16 protein-coding genes and 1 pseudogene are annotated in these 17,326 nt (G+C 60.0%); 7 read left to right on the forward strand and 10 right to left on the reverse strand.

The genetic code is table 11. The features are described from left to right. Positions 1-14: 14 nt before the first annotated feature. The 8 genes and pseudogenes from NKH19_RS12510 to NKH19_RS12545 all read right to left on the reverse strand — a co-directional run bounded on the left by NKH19_RS12510 (position 15) and on the right by NKH19_RS12545 (position 8,987). A complete protein-coding gene (locus NKH19_RS12510) occupies positions 15-1,469 on the reverse strand; it encodes an argonaute/piwi family protein (protein WP_023727137.1) in 1,455 nt (484 codons plus the stop codon). Continuing rightward, positions 1,466-2,791: a DUF4365 domain-containing protein gene (locus NKH19_RS12515; protein ID WP_023727136.1), complete on the reverse strand. Its 1,326-nt coding sequence runs from the start codon at positions 2,789-2,791 to the stop codon at positions 1,466-1,468. The genes NKH19_RS12510 and NKH19_RS12515 overlap by 4 nt, the downstream gene beginning before the upstream one ends. Before the next feature lie 344 nt (positions 2,792-3,135). Then, positions 3,136-3,618, reverse strand: a complete 483-nt coding sequence (locus NKH19_RS12520) for a hypothetical protein (RefSeq protein ID WP_156933466.1) — start codon at positions 3,616-3,618, stop codon at positions 3,136-3,138. 239 nt (positions 3,619-3,857) lie between these two features. Continuing rightward, a complete protein-coding gene (locus tag NKH19_RS12525) occupies positions 3,858-5,651 on the reverse strand; it encodes a DUF262 domain-containing protein (protein WP_352982192.1) in 1,794 nt (597 codons plus the stop codon). Between the two features lie 606 nt (positions 5,652-6,257). Then, a pseudogene (locus tag NKH19_RS12530) lies at positions 6,258-6,365 on the reverse strand (ABC transporter permease); the annotation flags it as partial. 263 nt (positions 6,366-6,628) lie between these two features. Beyond that, on the reverse strand, positions 6,629-7,249 hold the full coding sequence (locus tag NKH19_RS12535; RefSeq protein ID WP_352982237.1) for a nitrogen fixation protein NifQ: 621 nt from the start codon (positions 7,247-7,249) through the stop codon (positions 6,629-6,631). Between the two features lie 288 nt (positions 7,250-7,537). Next, a complete protein-coding gene (locus NKH19_RS12540) occupies positions 7,538-7,729 on the reverse strand; it encodes a ferredoxin (protein WP_352798761.1) in 192 nt (63 codons plus the stop codon). A 40-nt stretch (positions 7,730-7,769) separates the two neighbouring features. Beyond that, a complete protein-coding gene (locus NKH19_RS12545; RefSeq protein WP_352982194.1) occupies positions 7,770-8,987 on the reverse strand; it encodes a cytochrome P450 in 1,218 nt (405 codons plus the stop codon). A gap of 413 nt (positions 8,988-9,400) precedes the next feature. Between NKH19_RS12545 and NKH19_RS12550 the strand changes: the two genes are divergently transcribed. Continuing rightward, on the forward strand, positions 9,401-9,790 hold the full coding sequence (locus NKH19_RS12550; protein WP_352441424.1) for a hypothetical protein: 390 nt from the start codon (positions 9,401-9,403) through the stop codon (positions 9,788-9,790). Positions 9,791-9,842: 52 nt separating this feature from the next. On the opposite strand, the gene NKH19_RS12555 is transcribed toward NKH19_RS12550, so the two are convergent. Then, entirely contained in the window at positions 9,843-10,925 is a 1,083-nt protein-coding gene (locus tag NKH19_RS12555) for a hemin-degrading factor (protein WP_352854604.1), read from the reverse strand. 30 nt (positions 10,926-10,955) lie between these two features. Beyond that, on the reverse strand, positions 10,956-11,060 hold the full coding sequence (hemP, locus tag NKH19_RS12560; protein WP_352761077.1) for a hemin uptake protein HemP: 105 nt from the start codon (positions 11,058-11,060) through the stop codon (positions 10,956-10,958). A 547-nt stretch (positions 11,061-11,607) separates the two neighbouring features. On the opposite strand from hemP, the gene NKH19_RS12565 reads away from it, so the two are divergent. The 6 genes from NKH19_RS12565 to NKH19_RS12590 all read left to right on the forward strand — a co-directional run bounded on the left by NKH19_RS12565 (position 11,608) and on the right by NKH19_RS12590 (position 17,318). Further along, complete coding sequence (locus NKH19_RS12565; protein ID WP_352601193.1) at positions 11,608-11,928, forward strand: iron-sulfur cluster assembly accessory protein; 321 nt, start codon at positions 11,608-11,610, stop codon at positions 11,926-11,928. A gap of 445 nt (positions 11,929-12,373) precedes the next feature. Beyond that, positions 12,374-13,540, forward strand: a complete 1,167-nt coding sequence (gene nifS / locus NKH19_RS12570; protein WP_352982197.1) for a cysteine desulfurase NifS — start codon at positions 12,374-12,376, stop codon at positions 13,538-13,540. A gap of 25 nt (positions 13,541-13,565) precedes the next feature. After that, positions 13,566-14,774 (forward strand): homocitrate synthase, encoded by a 1,209-nt coding sequence (gene nifV, locus NKH19_RS12575; RefSeq protein WP_352893546.1) that lies wholly within the window; start codon positions 13,566-13,568, stop codon positions 14,772-14,774. Next, positions 14,771-15,151 (forward strand): nitrogenase stabilizing/protective protein NifW, encoded by a 381-nt coding sequence (gene nifW, locus NKH19_RS12580; protein ID WP_352664360.1) that lies wholly within the window; start codon positions 14,771-14,773, stop codon positions 15,149-15,151. The genes nifV and nifW overlap by 4 nt, the downstream gene beginning before the upstream one ends. 188 nt (positions 15,152-15,339) lie before the next feature. After that, a complete protein-coding gene (locus NKH19_RS12585; RefSeq protein WP_352664361.1) occupies positions 15,340-16,191 on the forward strand; it encodes an electron transfer flavoprotein subunit beta/FixA family protein in 852 nt (283 codons plus the stop codon). Between the two features lie 17 nt (positions 16,192-16,208). Next, a complete protein-coding gene (locus NKH19_RS12590; protein WP_023766900.1) occupies positions 16,209-17,318 on the forward strand; it encodes an electron transfer flavoprotein subunit alpha/FixB family protein in 1,110 nt (369 codons plus the stop codon). Positions 17,319-17,326: the final 8 nt, after the last annotated feature.

A 17,326-nucleotide genomic window follows, 5' to 3' on the forward strand; every position in this document is an offset into this window, starting at 1 on the left:
AGCTGCCCCAAGTGTCAGATATATCGGCCATAGTCCGAATTTACCTTCTCATCGGTAATATATTTGAGGATTTCGCCGACATTGCGGGCCGCCCGAATCGGTATGGGCAGCTTCTGATTCATCTGCGTCGAATTCCAGTTAACCTTGGTCAACGAGAAGACCTCTTCCGCCAATGTTCTGACGGTGCTGTCACTGCGCAAATGGGGGCAAATCAACAGAGGCTTGGGATCGTACCTGCCTGGATAGGTGCCATAGTAGGGAATGCTGCCTGTCGTGTAGAGCAAACCCTTGCCGCCCATCTCCACGAAGGTTCCGCGCATCACCGGGTAGTTTCCGTCACGAAGCACCTTGATGTGCGACGATTCTTGCACCCAGACCAGATCCCGCAATTCGGTACCAACTTCTTGGAGCGCGTCCAAAATCCCCTCCGCCTCCTCATCGCGAAACCTAGATGTCTTCAGGACGATCACCCTAGCCGGATAATTCATGTGATGGGCACGGTAGGCGGCGAGCACCTGGCGAATCAGTTCCTTGGCATCGTCCTCGGCCATGTATGGGTGCCGGCCCCTGGTCTCGGTGCGGGCGCGCTTGCCCTTGAGAATGAAGCCCCGGCCCCGCTCGTCGAACATCTGCGCCGCGCTGGTGAACAGCTGCTGCCCTCCCACTTCGCGGTAGAAGCTGATGCCGATGTAACAGGCAGTAAACTCCCCCTCCTTCGGCATACGGCGCCACGGAATGCGTCCCGTCCCCTTATAGTACAGCGTCGTCATCAGATTCCACGTGCGGTCGGCCTCGTCCTGGATTTGGCGGCCGGTGGCTTCCTTGACCTTCTGGGGGATGATCACTGCGTCGTCCAGCGTATCCTCCCAGGCGATCTGGATCGGGAATCGAAGATCCATGGCGCGCGCTTTCAGCATGCCGCGGAAGTTCGGCGCATCGGTTCCCCCGCTGTCCTCTTGCTCGGTAGTTCCATCAGGGGAGTATTTGGCGTTCACCACGCGTTCGATGAGGTTGACCGGAAGTGCGACAATGGCAACGTTCGGCCGCTCGGTCCCCTCGTCGATGGCCCGAAGCTGGATCATGACTTCATCGACGGCCATCTTGACCGCCTTCTCGTGGTTGGGTTCTTTCAGGATGGCTTCGATGCGAGCCTGCGGCATGGCCAGAGCGGCATTCTCGACGAGCTCGAACTTGCAACGGAACGGGTTCTGGTTTCCCAGCCCGGGAAAATCGGGGTGGAGGTTGGGATGTTTCTCGGTCTTGCCGGGGAAACCAGCGGTCGCGTCTTCCAGGTAGCGCTTGGTGTCCTCGATGGTCTTGGCATTGCCGACGACCGCAATTCGAATGGAGTCACCGAGGGGCGTCTGCAAAGGTCCGGCCTCGTACAGGCCGAGCCGTGGATCCGGATGGTGGTGCTTGTCGCCGAACTCGAGATGTGGCTCATCGAAGATAATGGTTTCGAACTTCATAGGAATTCGATCTCCGCCTGAGTGCTGTCGTCGCCGTTGTCTTTTGCCTTCTTCGTACCCCAAGCGTCCTCAGGCACCTTCGTAGCGAGATACACCTCAGGCGGCTCCCCGAATTTCAATTGGCCTTCGAGGTTCGGCTCGGCGAAGAGATCGTCGGCACTGCCATCCTGCCTGGTGAGGAAGCGGTGCCAGAGTATCAACTGACCGCGCAGCGAAGCACTGTTGTCAAGGCGCTTCTTTCCGGCCAGCAATTCGGCCGGATAGGAATGCGGCTGGAAGCCGTTGGTCGTGAAGTAGTAGTTCGGGTTCACCACTAAAAACCACTCATCCATAAGGTTTTCAAAGCGCGGGATGAACGAATGATGGCGCACGAAAGACACTCGGGTCGTATCGGCTTTTTGCATGGCGACATTTACGACGTAGGAGCTGGCCTTCTGCTTGGAGGACTTGTAGGAGAACGACCTCGATGCATTCGCCGCCAACGCCTTGAAGTAGAACTGGCCGCGGTCCTTGTCCCAGCCCAAATCCTTGTAGAACTGATGACCCAAGGCCCGCCGAAGAAGATGTGCGAACACGTTGCGCTCGTGGACGTCCTCATGGAATGCTAAATGACGCGTGTCTATGGCCTCAACCTGGTCGAGTTCGACGATCTCTCGGCAGACAGTCTTCCGCGGATCCTGGAACGACCACAGCGTGTCACTCTTCATGACCCAGTCGAACCGGGCGGGCTCGTCGAGATCGAGCAGTATTCTGCCAGCGTCTTTCGCCGAATGGGTGGTGGGCGCGACATACATCTCAGGAGGGAAAGTTATGGGGAGCATGTTGACGAGGGCAAACTCGCCACCTCCCAACGGCGGGATATAGTAGCCGAAGCCGGCCTTGGGAACGGTGATTGCGGCCAATCTATCGACGGCATCGGTGTCGAGACAATCCAGCTTCTTGTCGAACCGCAATCTGCGCTCGGAGTCGTCCGATCCGCGCGGGATCTCCTTCCAGAAGAAGGTCTCGTCGGAATCGCGGTACAGGACAATGATCACCGGCAGATTCGACGGGCGCCAATATTCGAGGTCTTCGCTTCGCACCATATAGGTGAAGCCGTTTTTGTCCTCCGAAGCATATGCATTTCCATGGCGGGCCTTCACCTGGACGGCGATCATCTTCGCAAGTGGGACACCGTTGTCCATCACTTCGACGATGCCATCTACGCCTGCTTCCAATCTCGACCTGACATCGAACTGAAATCCGATTTTCAAGAATCGAAGTCGGGCTGCGGTTTCACCAATCTCACCCAGCAGCTGATTGTCGGTGATCTTCTTTGACATCGACGCTCCAAAGGAACAATAGGCGAACAGCTCCCAATATTGGGATTGTGCAGTCGGTTGTCGATAGTCATTTGTCGGGTAGAGTCACATACCCATAGCTTTTTGACCGCGCCGGAGACTGCGCCTCACGGCCATTCGGGTTTCCGCCACCGCCTACCAGAAGCGGCGCTGGAGCAGGCCGGATGCCGGGGCTGCTCTTTGTGGCATGCGATGTGATAGGCTGCTGCCTGAGGCTAATAGCAAGAGGTAGCCTGCGAACCGCACCTAGCAGGCTGTTGAAGAAGTCAGGCTCTTTCGCAAGCGAAGCAATGAGGGGACGGCCCACACATGGGATTAGGACAGGCTTAGTCCTTACCAAGCCCGGCAAGGCCCTTCGGGGCCTTCTTTTCGTACCGCTCCAGCACGATGGCCCGCTTGACCAGGATTTCCACCCTCGGCTTGAAATGTATGTCCGGGATATGAGGCTTGCCGGTCGCATAAGCGTCCACGGCTTCGTCGGGAGACTTACCATTACCGATGAGTATGCCGGCAGCGGAATACCAGCACACGTCTCCAGTGTGCCTAATGTCATCCGTATCGATTTCGAGCTTGTAGAGGAACTTGCCCTTTTCGCGGTCCCAGGTCAGCCGCGCCCAGCTCTCGTCTCGCCATGTGTAGAGGGAGTTGGCGCGGAGGTCGTGACCGTTCGGGATACCGTCTCGGAAAGCTTGCTCGGCCAGAGCGTGACTAGCGTGCAATGTGGTTGCCGCGTGGTCAGCGGCAGAGGCCACCACATCGCCTCGTTCGAAGCGCCGTGTATCTGTTCTCCAAACGATCTGCTTTCCCATTCACCACCCCTCGCTCGTCGACCGCCTTGGCGAGCACCATAGCTGCATGCCGTTCTGCCAGTCTTGCCGCGAGGCGGGTGCCCTGACCGGAACATCTCATTTACCAGCCCCCAAGACGCCAGGGGAGCGGCGTACACCATGATCGCCAACGAAAGTCCGCCTATGGCTGACATCGCCAGAAGCGGCTATCTCAGCATACGCCAGGGAATGACCGAGATGGAACGCCCGGCTGAACAAATTCAAGGCCGTGGCCAGTATTGAACCGCCAACCCAGCTAGATCCACGGATCGAGCCTCGACCTGTTTGAACTTGAAGGCTGGCATGACCGCCAAATCTTGCGTGACAAGAATTGCGGACTGCTTGTAGGCCGACTTCTTCGCAACGAAGGGATTGTTGGAGGCACTGATGTTAAGCTCGCCTGCGAACAGTGTGAGGTTGCCGATTCTCGATACCAATCGGGGATGTAGAATGTTTGCCTTCTCCCCAAGGTAGGTGATCCAGTCGCCCCAATCCCTCTTCGATTTCGCCGTCGTTATCTTCTGCGGAATGATGTGCTCGACATGGACGTCTTCTGCACCGAGCACGGCCAGCTCGGTGTGCTTGCCATGGCGGCGAATTTCGATCTGTTCCAGGCAGTATCTTGCTCGATCGATGATGTTGGCAGAGTAATTCGCGCTGGCAAATTCCAATGCAAATTTGTCGTCCGATGGGCACGCGTCGCGATATGCCTTGCGGGTCGCCGAGATCGGGTCGGTTGGATCCACCTCACACAGCTTGGCGAACAAGGTCTCGGTCTCGTTCGCGCGTTCCCTGCATATATGCCGGCGCAATACGAAGCTTTCCGTGAGCTTCAGAATCTGGACGAATGTCTTGTCGTCGATGCCCCCGGCGCGCAGATGCATCAAGAAGCCGTAGGTCTGAGCGGACTTGATCATGCGCAGATTTCGCAGATGTCTGTCGATCTGCTTGCTGCCGGTGGCGCCGAGCACCAGTTCGCCGAATACTTTCGCGCTGGTCACGATCCGCTTGAGGAATGCAGCGAACGTGATCTGTTCCGCCGAGGTCTCTTCGATCTCGATGTCCTTTATGTCGACGCCATCATCGAGATTGTCATCTTCGATTTCCTCCTCGTCGGCGTAGAGGTGCCGATCTGGAAGCTGACGAGCCTCGACTACCTCATTCATGAACAGCGTCTTGAACTCCGGAATGACTTGGTTCTTCGTGATGCGCCGCTGTGTGGAGGCAATGAGGAAGTATCGGAAGAATGCATCCGTATCGGTGCCATCGAGGTGGGAAAGAAGCTTCGCCCATTCCTTCTTGGCACCCTCCAGCTGCTGCGGCCCGAACCTCGCGGCATTGCCCAACAGGAAATTCTTGACGATGTCGGTGGGGCTTAAGCGGAGCCCGCGGTTGTTGATCGTCTCGAAGAGCTTGAATGCGTCTTTGGCATCGCTCGCGTCGAGCCGCACGATCAAAGCCTGATTCTGTAGTTTGAACGAGAATGCCACAAGGTCTTCCAGCGTCTTCTCCGAGAGCCAAGCCCTGATCGTCCCGAATGCGTTCGCTAGGCGTTGGTTCTGATAGGCGCCAAAGTCGATTTCTTCGCTGGCAGCTAGGCTCTTGAATTCATCGCTGTCCAGAGTGTTGAGCGCAATCTTCGAGCTGCTGTCCCCACCGGAATTCCGAGCTATCAGCAGCCGCGCAAGACTGCGCCATTGCTCCTCGTCATCGACTCCTTCTTCGACGAAGCGTTTCTTCAAGGATTCGAGCAAGATGCAGATCGTGGTCAGGCGCTGTTGCCCGTCCACCAGTTCCAAGGGGTTCATATTCGCGGAATGGCGCCCGGTCAGGCACACGATGCTGCCCAACAGATGAACATCGGACCCTTCGAGTAAATCGATGTCCTCGAGCAACTCCCAGATTTGTCGTTCGCGCCAGGAATATCGGCGTTGATAAGGCGGGATTACATATTGCTCGTTTGCCGTACCGAGCAACTGGCTGACTTTCAACGAGGTTGGCGAAATGTGCATCATTCGGCCCCTGGGGTCGAGTCGACGGAAAGGCGACTCTATATTGTTGATCCGGTGTACTTTTCTTGTCGCCGAAAGTCTACGTAGGGCCCGAGGATAGACCCGGCGGTCGGCACGCCGCAGGAGTAGGCCCAACACTGGAGACCCATGCCCTGGGATGCAGTCGCTGCGACGATCGCACCCAACCCGTGAATGCCTGCAGCTACAAGAAATGCCGTGTTCGCGAATTGGAAGCGGAACCGCATGGCCAGCTAAGAGCCATGGTAGCTGTTTCAACGCCATAGTCTAATAACCGAGGGTCCGCCTCCGCCCCGCTATGGTGTTTTGTGTGCGCTAACCGGATCGGCAGCTTTTGGAACTTTCAACAAGACTGGGCAACGACCGGAATGCTGCGCATAGCTGCCAATACGACACGTAGGGTTAAACGCCTTCGTGCTGACGTGAACGACCTGCGAGGTCGCGAGCGTTAGAAATTCGAAGCCTCCTGAATCTATCCTAAATCCGAATCTAGTGACTAATTTGTCCAACAAGCACGCGCAATTCGGGTTGAGGCGGGATCCAGAAAATTCGAAAAGCTTCCAGGAACCCTAGCGCGCGCCCTGCCGGAACCTGGCCGAGAATGATTGCGGAGCCGGCAGCAACGAAATTGATGGCGACGCCGGAGACAATCTGGCCGCCCCAATGGGTGATCGTGGCGAAACTGTGCACCAGCGCGAACAATGACGGCGGTGAACCGCGGCCGCCCATGCGCCGCAACCGCCAGGCAGGCGAGGAGCAACGACCCGGAGAACAGCAGTTGCTCGGCGGCGATGGTGCGGGTCGGGTCCTGCACGGCCATGATGGCAGCGCCCGCCGAAGCGAGCATCGCGATCAATCGGACAGCAGGCACAGCATTCAAATCCTCGAAGGCGTCCGTCGACATTCGACAAGAGATTGGCGCGGCGCGAGCGCCGGCGCTGTACGATTGACGAAAGCGGCTCTCAATCCGAGGCGACGCCGTTCTTGATCCGTGTGAGGCGGCTTTCGCCTTCCTCCGGGCCGAAGCAGCTTTCGAAATCATTGCAGTCCCGGCAACTGGGGGAGCTGCACAGCGAAAAGCCTTCGGCCTCGCAGAGCTTGCGATAAAAGTATTTTTTCCATTTCATGTTTTGGGTGTTGCCGGCCGCCAGCGTCGGAAAATGCGAGGCGAGCAGGCTGCCGAGCTCGGTCCGATTAAAAAGGCCAAGGTCCTGCCAGAGGTGGTCATTGCGCATGGCACGCCGGGCGATGATCCTGGCGAAGCGGGCGCTCGCCTTGTCGCCCGGCCGGGCATGCGCCAGCAGCAGTCCGTGCAGAAGTTCTTCCTCCAGATCCGGCTCGGGCTCGCTCACCTCTTTCAAGGCAAACGCGTTGATAGGAATAGCAGGGAAACAGCGGGCCAGGACATCGCGCAGCTCGGCGCGCGAGAGTCCGGTTGCCTCCGTCGCAGTCGCCTCGCCGGCCTCGATCTCCTCGAGCGCCCGTGAGAGCACACAGGCAAGTACATGCTGGTCGAACCTCCTCTCCAGCTCGATCTGCGGCCATTGGCCGGTGCTGAGCCGGGCATAATGTTGGGCAAATATGGTGCGTTCTCCTGGTTTGTCCTATCAAGTCATGCAGCGACCCGGCCGGCCGCAACTGGGTGGGGGAGTTCTTCGGGTAGAGGCAGTCGCGGATCGCCTCTCGGTCGAGTAGTTCGGCAATTTTCGTCTGGTCCACTCGGCTCTGTCGCAGATTCTGTGATTGGAAGGAGGCGTTTCGCGAACCCCGGCCCTTGGACGTGGACCGTGCGGGACAGAGGTCGCGTGCTGAGTGCGGCCACATGGTTGAAGCCGCCAGACTCACGGTTGAATGACGTCTGATTCAGAGCGTCAGCGAGTGAGTTCCAGCGCACGTTCAGGACAGGATCGCGCGCCTCGCGATGCAGGCAGTTCCTCCCCTTCCGCAACTTCAATGTCACCAGGCAGGATGTAGCCCTCCTCATCAAGCTTGAAGATGTCCGGCGCTTGCGCCGCGCATCGCGCGTGACCCTGGCATTTGGCCTTTTGGACGATGATGCGCATGGCGCTGCCTCCATTGTCGGTGCCCCGGCTCGGGGCGGGCCTAAGACCAGTCCAGGATCAAATTCTCGATCCCGAACACATGGCCGCCAGAAGTTATCGGTGCCGTACCCTGCTTGATCCTGAAAGCCGGGATGCGCGCCAGCCACTCCTCCAGGCCAATGACAATCTCCCGCCGGGCAAGGTGTGAGCCAAGGCAACGGTGGGGACCATAGCCAAACGCTGCGTGGCGGTTGTCCTCCCGCTCCAAATCAATCGTGTTGGGGCATGCGAATTCCGCCGGGTCACGATTGGCAATCATCGTGGCGCAGGAAACATAGTCCCCCTTCCGGATCGGCGCGCCTTCGAAGTCGATATCTTTCGTAGCCACGCGAATCAACTGAATGGGCGGATAGGCCCGCAGCAATTCTTCGGTTGCGAGCGGGATGCGGTCCGGTTCGCTCCGCAGCAATTGCTGATCTTTGAGGTTGCGCGCGAGGTACGCCAAGTCAAAGCCTATAGCTGCTGCGACCGTGTCGAGCCCAGCGACGAAGACAAGCACGCCGATGCCGCGGACTTGGGTGTCCGTCAGCCGGCGGCCCTCGACCTGTGCCTGCACGATAAAGGTCATGAAATCGTCAACCGCCTCCTGGCGGCGCATGGCTGCAAGTTCGTCGATGAATGCCACGATCGTCCGGGCAGCCACAGGTCGTTCCTTATCGTCGCCGTGGAGCAGATCTTTCCCCCAGCCGACGAATGTATCGAGTCGGTCATCGGGCAACCCCAGAAAGCGAAGAAAGGTGCTCACCGCGAAAGGAAAGGCAAAATCCTTCATCACGTCGCAGCTTGTGCCCGACGCGGCGATCCTTTCGATCAGCTCGACCGCCCGTTCGCGGACAGCCGGTTCCAAAGCCAACACCCGCTTTGGCGAAAGCAGCGGATTGAGCAGTGAGCGAAAGACGCCATGGGCCGGTGGATCAAGCTCAAGCGGGATCGTCGGCCAGTTTTCACCCAGTATGGAGGAGAAGATGCTGCGATGGCTGGAAAAAGTCTCTGCGTCCTGCAGCACCTTCCGCTGGTCCGCGGCACGGGTGATGACCCAGGTACCCCGGCCATCTTGCGTGTTGTAGCGGGAGTAAAAGATCGGAGGCCCGTCATGTACGCGAGCGACAGCTGCGTGTGGATCCCCGTTGGGTGTTGGTGGCATCCCTGGCGATGTAAACAGGCTGAAATCCCTCACCATTTCGGGCGGGACATGATCTGGAACGGGGTTGGTCGCCATCTTGCTTTCTCTACATTGGCGTTCATGGCTCGATTGAGATTGCACCGCTGTTGATAAAATCGATTTCCGTATGGGTGCGTCTCTTGTCGGGCGCGTTCGAGATCTGTCGCCCGATCAGCCCACTGCCAGCGCGATGAGATCGGTTGCGAAGTCAATCCGAAGGGCATCTCCGCCGCGCTGCGGTCAGAAGCAAAGCCGCCGCTTATCCCGTTATGGTTGAGAGGCGATCAATCACCGCTGAGATCGTGACGCACTGCTGACACCCCGCTGGCCAAATTGTCAAAGCAAGTCGCGTGCCGGATAGGCGTGCCCCTGGCCTGTACCAAGCGACGCCAGCCTGAACTGGGCCGCCGCCGCTAAGTTGATGATCACCTGTCCATCATTCTTAGGACAACGTCCGACAACCGACATCCGTGGTCGGTTTTGTCGAGTCCGCGACATCGGGCTGTTCGGCCTGGCTGCTGCTGCACAGCCTTCCGGTCGACGAGCGAGGAGATCGCCTCGCACGGCCCGGATTGAGCAACGATGCGATCCAGCGCAAGGATCGGGTGCGATCCGACAAGACCCGACGGCGTTTGATCGGGAATATCAACAAGATCGAGCCGCGCTTCGGTTCGGCGATGATGGCGTATGCGTTTTATCGCTCGCAGGCGCTGCAAGGATTTTCGGTCAGACGGCGATGCACTCGTGCGCAGCAGTCCGGCCGCGACGAGCTTGACTGTATCGATGCGGTCTGTTCCGGCGTGCACACCCAACCGTCCGTATGCGCTTATGAAGGCAAGCCTTTCCGCACATGGAGCTAAATTCCTCGCGAGCCGCTGTCGGAACGTGCTGCCGAGTCCTATGGCGGCCGGTTCAATCCGAGGGCCTGTCGGCACTCTCCACATCCGGACCGGGAACACATGGCAGACTCTCGGCCAGAAACCGCCAGTCGCTGCCCTCGCGTTCGCCTTCCTTGCGCCTGCCGAAGAACTGGATGATCATCTCGCCGTCCGCGCCATACGCTTCAATGGACGTCACGTGACCGTCCCTCGTCGGCTTGCGCACGGCCCAGACCTCGCGGATGCGATGGGTCCTAAGATGCAGATGGAAGGTCTCGTCGAGCACATTGATCCGCGGCCCGATCTGCTTGACCGACTTGATCGGGCCGGAATGGATCTGGATGCAACCACGATTGCCGACAAAGCACATGATCGGCATCTCGTCTTCGGCCGCCTGTTGGAACAGGGCGCCAACGGCATCATTGTCGAGCAGCCAGGCGTTATCCTCGTCGGCCGTACGCATAGCCTGGCAGCGGCTGAGCTTCAGTGTCTTCAACATATGGTAGAACTGATGCACGTCGCTTAGCCGGCCCCAGTGCTCGCGTAGGTCGTCGACCGTGGCGGCGTGGTCTGGACTCACTGCGTTATCGCGCGCCCCGCTCGCCTCGAGCGATATGATCGGCTCCTGATCGGAGGATACAAGCTCTGCCGTCAGATCCTGATAGGCCTGCAGGTTCGAGGCGGGCCTGAGATGAGCTTTGTGCATCGCCTCGCCGGTGGCATCAAAGAATTGCAGGCTGCGGCGGATCTCGGCTCCCTCGCGCTTCTCGACGGCGAAGCCATACGCCCACGCTTTCGGGAAGATGCGCAGGTCGATCCCGTCGCCGAGCAATATGGCATGCTGGTTGCCGGTGACCACTTTGCCGTACACGCCGATCTTTTGGTGCACGGCACTTTCGTTGCTGGTGACCGCCATCACCTCGCCGACCGCTTCGAGGCCGGTCAGCAGATCATCGACGCGCGGCTCGATGCGCACCGCGCCATGACCACAATGCGCCGCGACCAACTCGACTTCCGAAATGCCCAATCGAGCGGCGAGATCATGCTCCCGGATTTTCGGATTGTCTTTGCACGCCCGCCGGATTTCGTCGGGCGACGGTTTCTCGCGTTGGTCCATGCTTACCCCTGTTTCTACGACGTGTGAGGATCATCTGCCCTGCCCGGGTATCTTCAGCCGATAAGGCGCGCCGAAATGGTCGATCCTGATCTGCTGCTGGCCCATGAACAAGGTGTCGCTGGACAGCGTGCGCACGGCGTCGCACCCGCGCGAAAACCGGCGAGCAGGCACATGCCAATGGCATCCCATCGAGCCGGTCGGCCGCTACTGGGCGGTGGGTGAGCGAGTGTGGGTGTTGTCGCAATCGGCCAAGCGGGCATTCGGATGCCACGGGCGGCGCGGCTTTGCCAAACAACGCGTGTCTGACCCGGTCCTGACATGTTGCTCCCCTGCTTCGCCCCATCCATCGCGCGGGCACCCACGGCATGGTTGTGGATCGGCATGCTCTTGCCGTCTCGCCAAACGGAGCTTCAAAAACCGTGCCAATTGCGCCGAAGCAAGCTCAGAAGAAGTTCTGTACTTGGTGATGTGAGTTCAACCGGGAACTCAGGCCCAACATCCCTGGTGGCGGGACCGGACAAACCGACAGTACGTGTCGGTTTGCCGACGCCTTCGCTGCAATGCACTCACAAGAAGCACGGCAGTGTCAGAGATGCCGCGCTGTGTTGAAACGTTTTTTCGCTTTGGCACGGTGCATGCGGCGTGATGCGCAAGCCGGTCCTGGACTGAGGAGAATGGAGCCATGATTACGCTCACCGACAACGCCGTTGCCGCCTTCAAGACTGCTCTTTCCCGCGCCAGCGAGCCGGCGGAAGGCTTTCGCATCATGGTCGAGGCCGGCGGCTGCGCCGGCTTCAAATACTTAATGGGCCTGGAGAGCGTGTCGCGCGAGGGCGACGCGATCACTGACACCGATGGGATCAAGCTGTTCGTGGACACGGGCTCCCAACCCCATGTAGCCGGCATGACCGTCGACTTCCTCACCGGGCTCGAATCTTCCGGTTTTGTCTTCGATAACCCCAATGCGCGCGAAAAGTGCGGCTGCGGCAAGTCCTTCAGTTAAACGCCCGAAGCGCCTGTGCGGCCGACAGACTGATTTTGCGGCAGAGGAGACTTATATGGCCGGCACAACAGATGTCCGCGTCCTAAAAAGCAAGACAAGGTCAAAGCCGATCTCGGGACCGCCATTCGCTCCCAGTAGGATTCAAAGAAAGTCGCCTCCCGAAGCAGCTCGGTTCCTGGTGGCACCCGAGCTGCTTGCGGACAAATCGCGCCGCTGCGCCAAATTCGGCTCATCGGTAGCGTTATCGCGTTCGGGCGTCCTTACCTGCGGGCTGACCTGCGGCCACTGCGAACATGTCCATATCGACGGAGATCCGATTTACGCAAACACTCCGGGCGTCTGCGCGCGCTGCCAGTTCAGGCCCATTATCATCAACGGCATGAGCCAGAGGCTCAACGAGTCGGTCTAGCGCTCGCGTCATTCTGTTTAACTGAGGATCGCACCTATGAAGCCTGTCTACCTCGACAACAACGCAACCACACGGGTCGATCCTGAGGTCGTGCAAGCGATGTTGCCGTTCTTTAGGGATCAATTCGGCAACCCTTCGTCGGCACACGCTCTTGGCGCCTCTGTCAGTGCGGCGGTGAGAAAGGCGCGGAGGCAATTGCAAGCGCTGATCGGCGCGGAGTTCGAGGATGAGATCACCTTCACCTCGGGTGGGACAGAAAGCGACAATGCAGCGCTTCTTTCAGCGCTCGAGGCGGCGCCCAACCGAACCGAGATCGTGACGTCCGCGGTCGAGCACCCCGCCGTGCTGACGCTCTGCGCGCATCTTGAGAAGACCCGCCGCGTCAAGGTGCACAGGATCCCGGTGGATTGCCGTGGTCGGCTCGACCTCGACGCCTATATGGCCGCCCTCACCCCACAGGTGGCAATCGTATCAATAATGTGGGCGAACAACGAGACTGGTGTGATCTTCCCCGTGGCCAGGCTTTCCGAGTTGGCCAAGGAAGTGGGCGCCCTATTCCATACCGATGCTGTGCAGGCGGTCGGCAAGCTTCCGATGGACCTGAAGTCGACCGCAATCGACATGCTGTCGCTCTCCGGCCACAAGCTGCACGGGCCGAAAGGGATCGGTGCGCTTTTCGTAAAACGCGGCGTCAACTTCCATTCGCTGATCAAGGGGGGTCACCAAGAACACAACCGGCGTGCTGGCACCGAGAATACGCCCGGCATAGCCGGGATCGGCACGGCGGCCGAACTCGCCTTGAAATTCATGGACGACGAGACCACACGGGTAAAGTCGCTCCGCGATCGTCTGGAGGGCGGGATCCTCCAGCGCATCCCAGGCACCTGTGTCACTGGTGATCCCCTGCAACGGTTGCCCAACACCGCAAACATCTCCTTCGAACATGTCGACAGTGATGGAATTCCACTTCTCCTCAGCCGCATTGGCATCGCGTGTTCCTCTGGCTCGGCCTGCACCTCCGGCTCTCAGGAACCAAGCCATGTCCTAAGCGCGATGAAAACGCCGCACGCGGCAGTCCGCTTCTCCTTGGCGCGGGACAACAGCGAAGAGGATATCGACCGGGTGCTCGAGGTCATGCCGGCAATCGTGGGGAAGCTGCGCAGCTTTTCCGGTTCTGGGCCGGGTAATCCGGTCTATGCGTGAGCGGCAGAAGAACAGGCTACCGGTCATGACCCGTCATGTCTCTCTCAACGATACGACCTTGCGCGATGGCGAGCAGGCGCCGGGCGTCGCCTTTACCACGACGGAAAAGCTGGAGATCGCTGAGTCTCTTGCGGCGGCCGGCGTGACAGAGATCGAGATCGGCACGCCGGTCATGGGGGTCGACGAGATCGAAACAATTCGCGCCGTGGTCGCGCGGCGTCTTCCGGTTCGGCTCATGGCCTGGTGCCGGATGACGTCGTTGGATCTCGATGCAGCGATCAAGAGCGGGGTCCAAGCGGTCAATTTGTCGCTGCCTGCGTCGGACATCCAACTTGCCGCCAAGCTCGGCCTCGACAAGGCGGGAGCGCTCCAGGTCATCGATGATATGGTCAGGCGCGCCGCCGCCGCCGGCTTCTTCGTCGCGGTGGGGTGCGAGGATGCCTCGCGGGCCAATCGGGATCATCTCGCCCGCGTCATCGATACGGCCGCACGCGCCGGCGCAAGCCGCGTCAGGCTAGCCGACACAGTCGGTGTTCTCGACCCGTTTTCGACCTTTGAACTTGTCGCCCAGCTCGTGGCGCAGTCTCCAATCGACCTTGAATTTCATGCGCACAACGATCTCGGACTTGCTGGCGCCAACACGCTAGCCGCGATCCGCGCAGGCGCGCGCCATGCCTCCGTCACCGTCCTGGGGCTCGGCGAGCGTGCGGGCAATGCCGCGCTGGAAGAGGTGGCCGCCGCGATGGCGGTCTTCGGCGGCGCAGATACCGGCATCGAGCTGACCGCATTGCCCAGCCTCGCCGCCCAGGTGGCCTGGGCCGCCCGCCGGCAGACCGCGGCCACTAAGCCGGTCGTCGGCGCCGATGTTTTCACCCACGAATCCGGCATTCACGTCGCAGGGCTGCTGAAGGACTCGCGTACTTATCAGGGGCTTGATCCGGCTCTCGTGGGCCGTTGCCGGCGGATCGTCATCGGCAAGCATTCCGGCGCCTCTGCGATTGCTCATGTGCTGAGCGAAAGCGGTCGCGATCTCGACCCGGATCTGGCAGCCGCGATGGTGGCCCGCGTCCGGCGCGAGGCGGCCGAGACCAAATCGACGGTCACTGCAACTCAACTGGTCGAGCTCTACGATAAAATGTGCAGCGAGGCGTCCCTGTTCGAGCTGTGCGGGTCCAGGTCAGCCGCGCGCGCGCGTGCAGAGGCCACAGTTTTGCGACCAGGGAGAATGCAATGAATTGTTCCGCTGACAGCCGCCCCATCGATGTCACAGACATCCTCGCACGACTGAAGCGCCTGTCGGCCGCGGAGGAGTTCTTCTCAGTCCTGCGCGTCTCCTATGACCCGAAGGTGCTGAATGTCTCGCGGCTCCATATAATGAAGCGCGTGGGCCAATACCTTGCCGAAGAAGATTTCTCCGGTCTGCCCGACCAGGTGATTGCCGCGAGGGTGCGCGCGACGCTCGAACGCGCTTACGAGGACTTTGCGATTTCCTCGCCGCTCACGCATCGGGTCTTCAAGGTGCTCAAAGACCACGATCCGAACAAACCTGCCGCGCCGGGTCACACCTTTGTCCCGTTCGACTCGGTACTGAAGCGGTTCGGACGAGAATGAGCGGCGACAAGGGTTGCGACGCGACAATGTCGAGCAGCCGACAAATCCGGTCATCACCACAGCGCCGTCAGAAGCAACCAGCCGAAGTTGTAGGAAAGGGGGCAGCGCAAGAGACTTGGCACGAATTATGCGGATCAAGGAGATAACCGCAATGCCCGCAACCGGACAGGAGCCTAGAGAAACCGCCAATGCACATCGTAATCTGCATCAAGCAGGTGCCGGACTCGGCACAGATAAGGGTCCATCCGGTGACGAACACAATCATGCGCCAGGGTGTTCCGACCATCATCAACCCTTACGACCTGTTCGCCCTCGAAGAAGCGCTCAGACTGCGCGATGCCTATGGCGGCGAAGTCACTGTGCTCACCATGGGTCCGCCCATGGCAGAGGACGCGCTGCGCAAGGCGCTCGGCTACGGCGCCGACCGAGCGGTGCTCTTGACCGACCGCTATTTTGCCGGCTCCGACACGCTGGCGACCTCGTTCGCCCTTTCCCAGGCAATCGCGAAGGTCGGCGAGACGTTCGGCACGCCAGACCTCGTCTTCACCGGCAAGCAGACGATCGATGGCGACACCGCCCAGGTCGGGCCCGGCATCGCCAAGCGCCTCGGACTCCTGCAACTGACCTATGTCGCGAAGATCCCCTCTATTGACCTTGCTGCAGGCGAGATCAAGGTCGAGCGCCGCTCCGAAGGCGGCACACAGATGCTGAAGAGCAGGCTGCCTTGCCTCATCACCATGCTGGAAGGCACAAACGAGATCCGCCGGGGCTCGATCCACGACGCCTTGTGCGCCGCGCGCAACCAGGTCTTGAAATGGAGTGCGGCCGACGCCGGCATCGAGGATCTCACCAAATGCGGCCTGCGCGGCTCACCGACCGTCGTCAAGCGTGTTTTCGCCCCTCCTGCTCGAGCTGAAAAGGCGGCACTAATCGACACCGCCGAGAAGGCCTTGCGCGATGTCGCTGACGAACTCATCACCGCAATCTTCACCCGCCAGCCGGCGCTGGAACATGAGCTCGCCTTTAACGGCGGCGCGTGACGGCAAGGAGCAAAACGATGTCGACCGCGAACCGAGAAACCCCTCGCCCTGCCGCCGGCCGCGCCGGCATAAAGAAGGAGCTGCCCGCCCATTTCAAGGACTACCGCCACGTCTGGGTCTTCATCGAGCTCGAACGCGGCCAGGTCCATCCCGTATCATTCGAGCTGCTCGGCGAAGGCCGCAAATTAGCAGACAAGCTTCAGGTCCAGCTTGCAGGCGTCGTGCTCGGACCGCCGGGAGAGGCCGTCGGGAACGCCGTTGCCGAAGCATTCGCTTATGGTGCTGACCTTGTCTACATCGCCGAGGCGCCCCTGCTCGCCGACTATCGGAACGAGCCTTTCACCAAGGCGATGACGGATCTGGTCGATACCCACAAACCCGAAATCCTTCTTCTCGGTGCCACCACACTCGGCAGGGATCTTGCCGGCTCCGTGGCGACGACCTTGCAGACAGGGCTCACGGCCGACTGCACCGAACTCGATGTGGATACCGACAGTTCGCTCGCCGCGACGCGTCCGACTTTCGGCGGTTCCTTGTTGTGCACGATCTATACGCTCAATTTCCGCCCTCAGATGGCGACAGTGCGGCCAAGAGTCATGCCCATGCCGCAGCGGACGGATAAACCGGTCGGGCGTGTCATCCGGCACAAGCTCTCGCTTGCCGAGGACGAGATCGCTACCAAAGTCCTCGGCTTCCTGCCGGACAATCAGTCGGCAAAGGCAAACCTTGCCTATGCCGACGTCGTGGTTGCGGGAGGCCTTGGTCTTGGCGCGGCGGAGAACCTGCAGCTTGTGAAGAACCTCGCGCGAGCAATCGGCGCCGAGCATGGCTGTTCGCGCCCGTTAGTCCAGAAGAGCTGGATGCCAGCTGATCGGCAGATCGGCCAAACTGGCAAGACCATCCGGCCGAAGCTTTACATAGCGGCCGGGATTTCCGGCGCCGTCCAGCATCGGGTTGGCGTCGAGGGGGCGGATCTCATCGTGGCCATCAACACCGACCCGAACGCGCCGATTTTCGATTTCGCTCACCTCGGAATCGTCACCGACGCGATCCGCTTCCTGCCCGCACTGACGGAAGCCTTCACCCGGCGGCTGTCGCCCCACAGTCGCGATAAGCTTGCGAGCTAAGGGACGGA

The sequence above is a fragment of the Mesorhizobium sp. M1338 genome (assembly GCF_040318045.1).
In the GTDB taxonomy this organism is placed as follows: Bacteria; Pseudomonadota; Alphaproteobacteria; order Rhizobiales; family Rhizobiaceae; genus Mesorhizobium.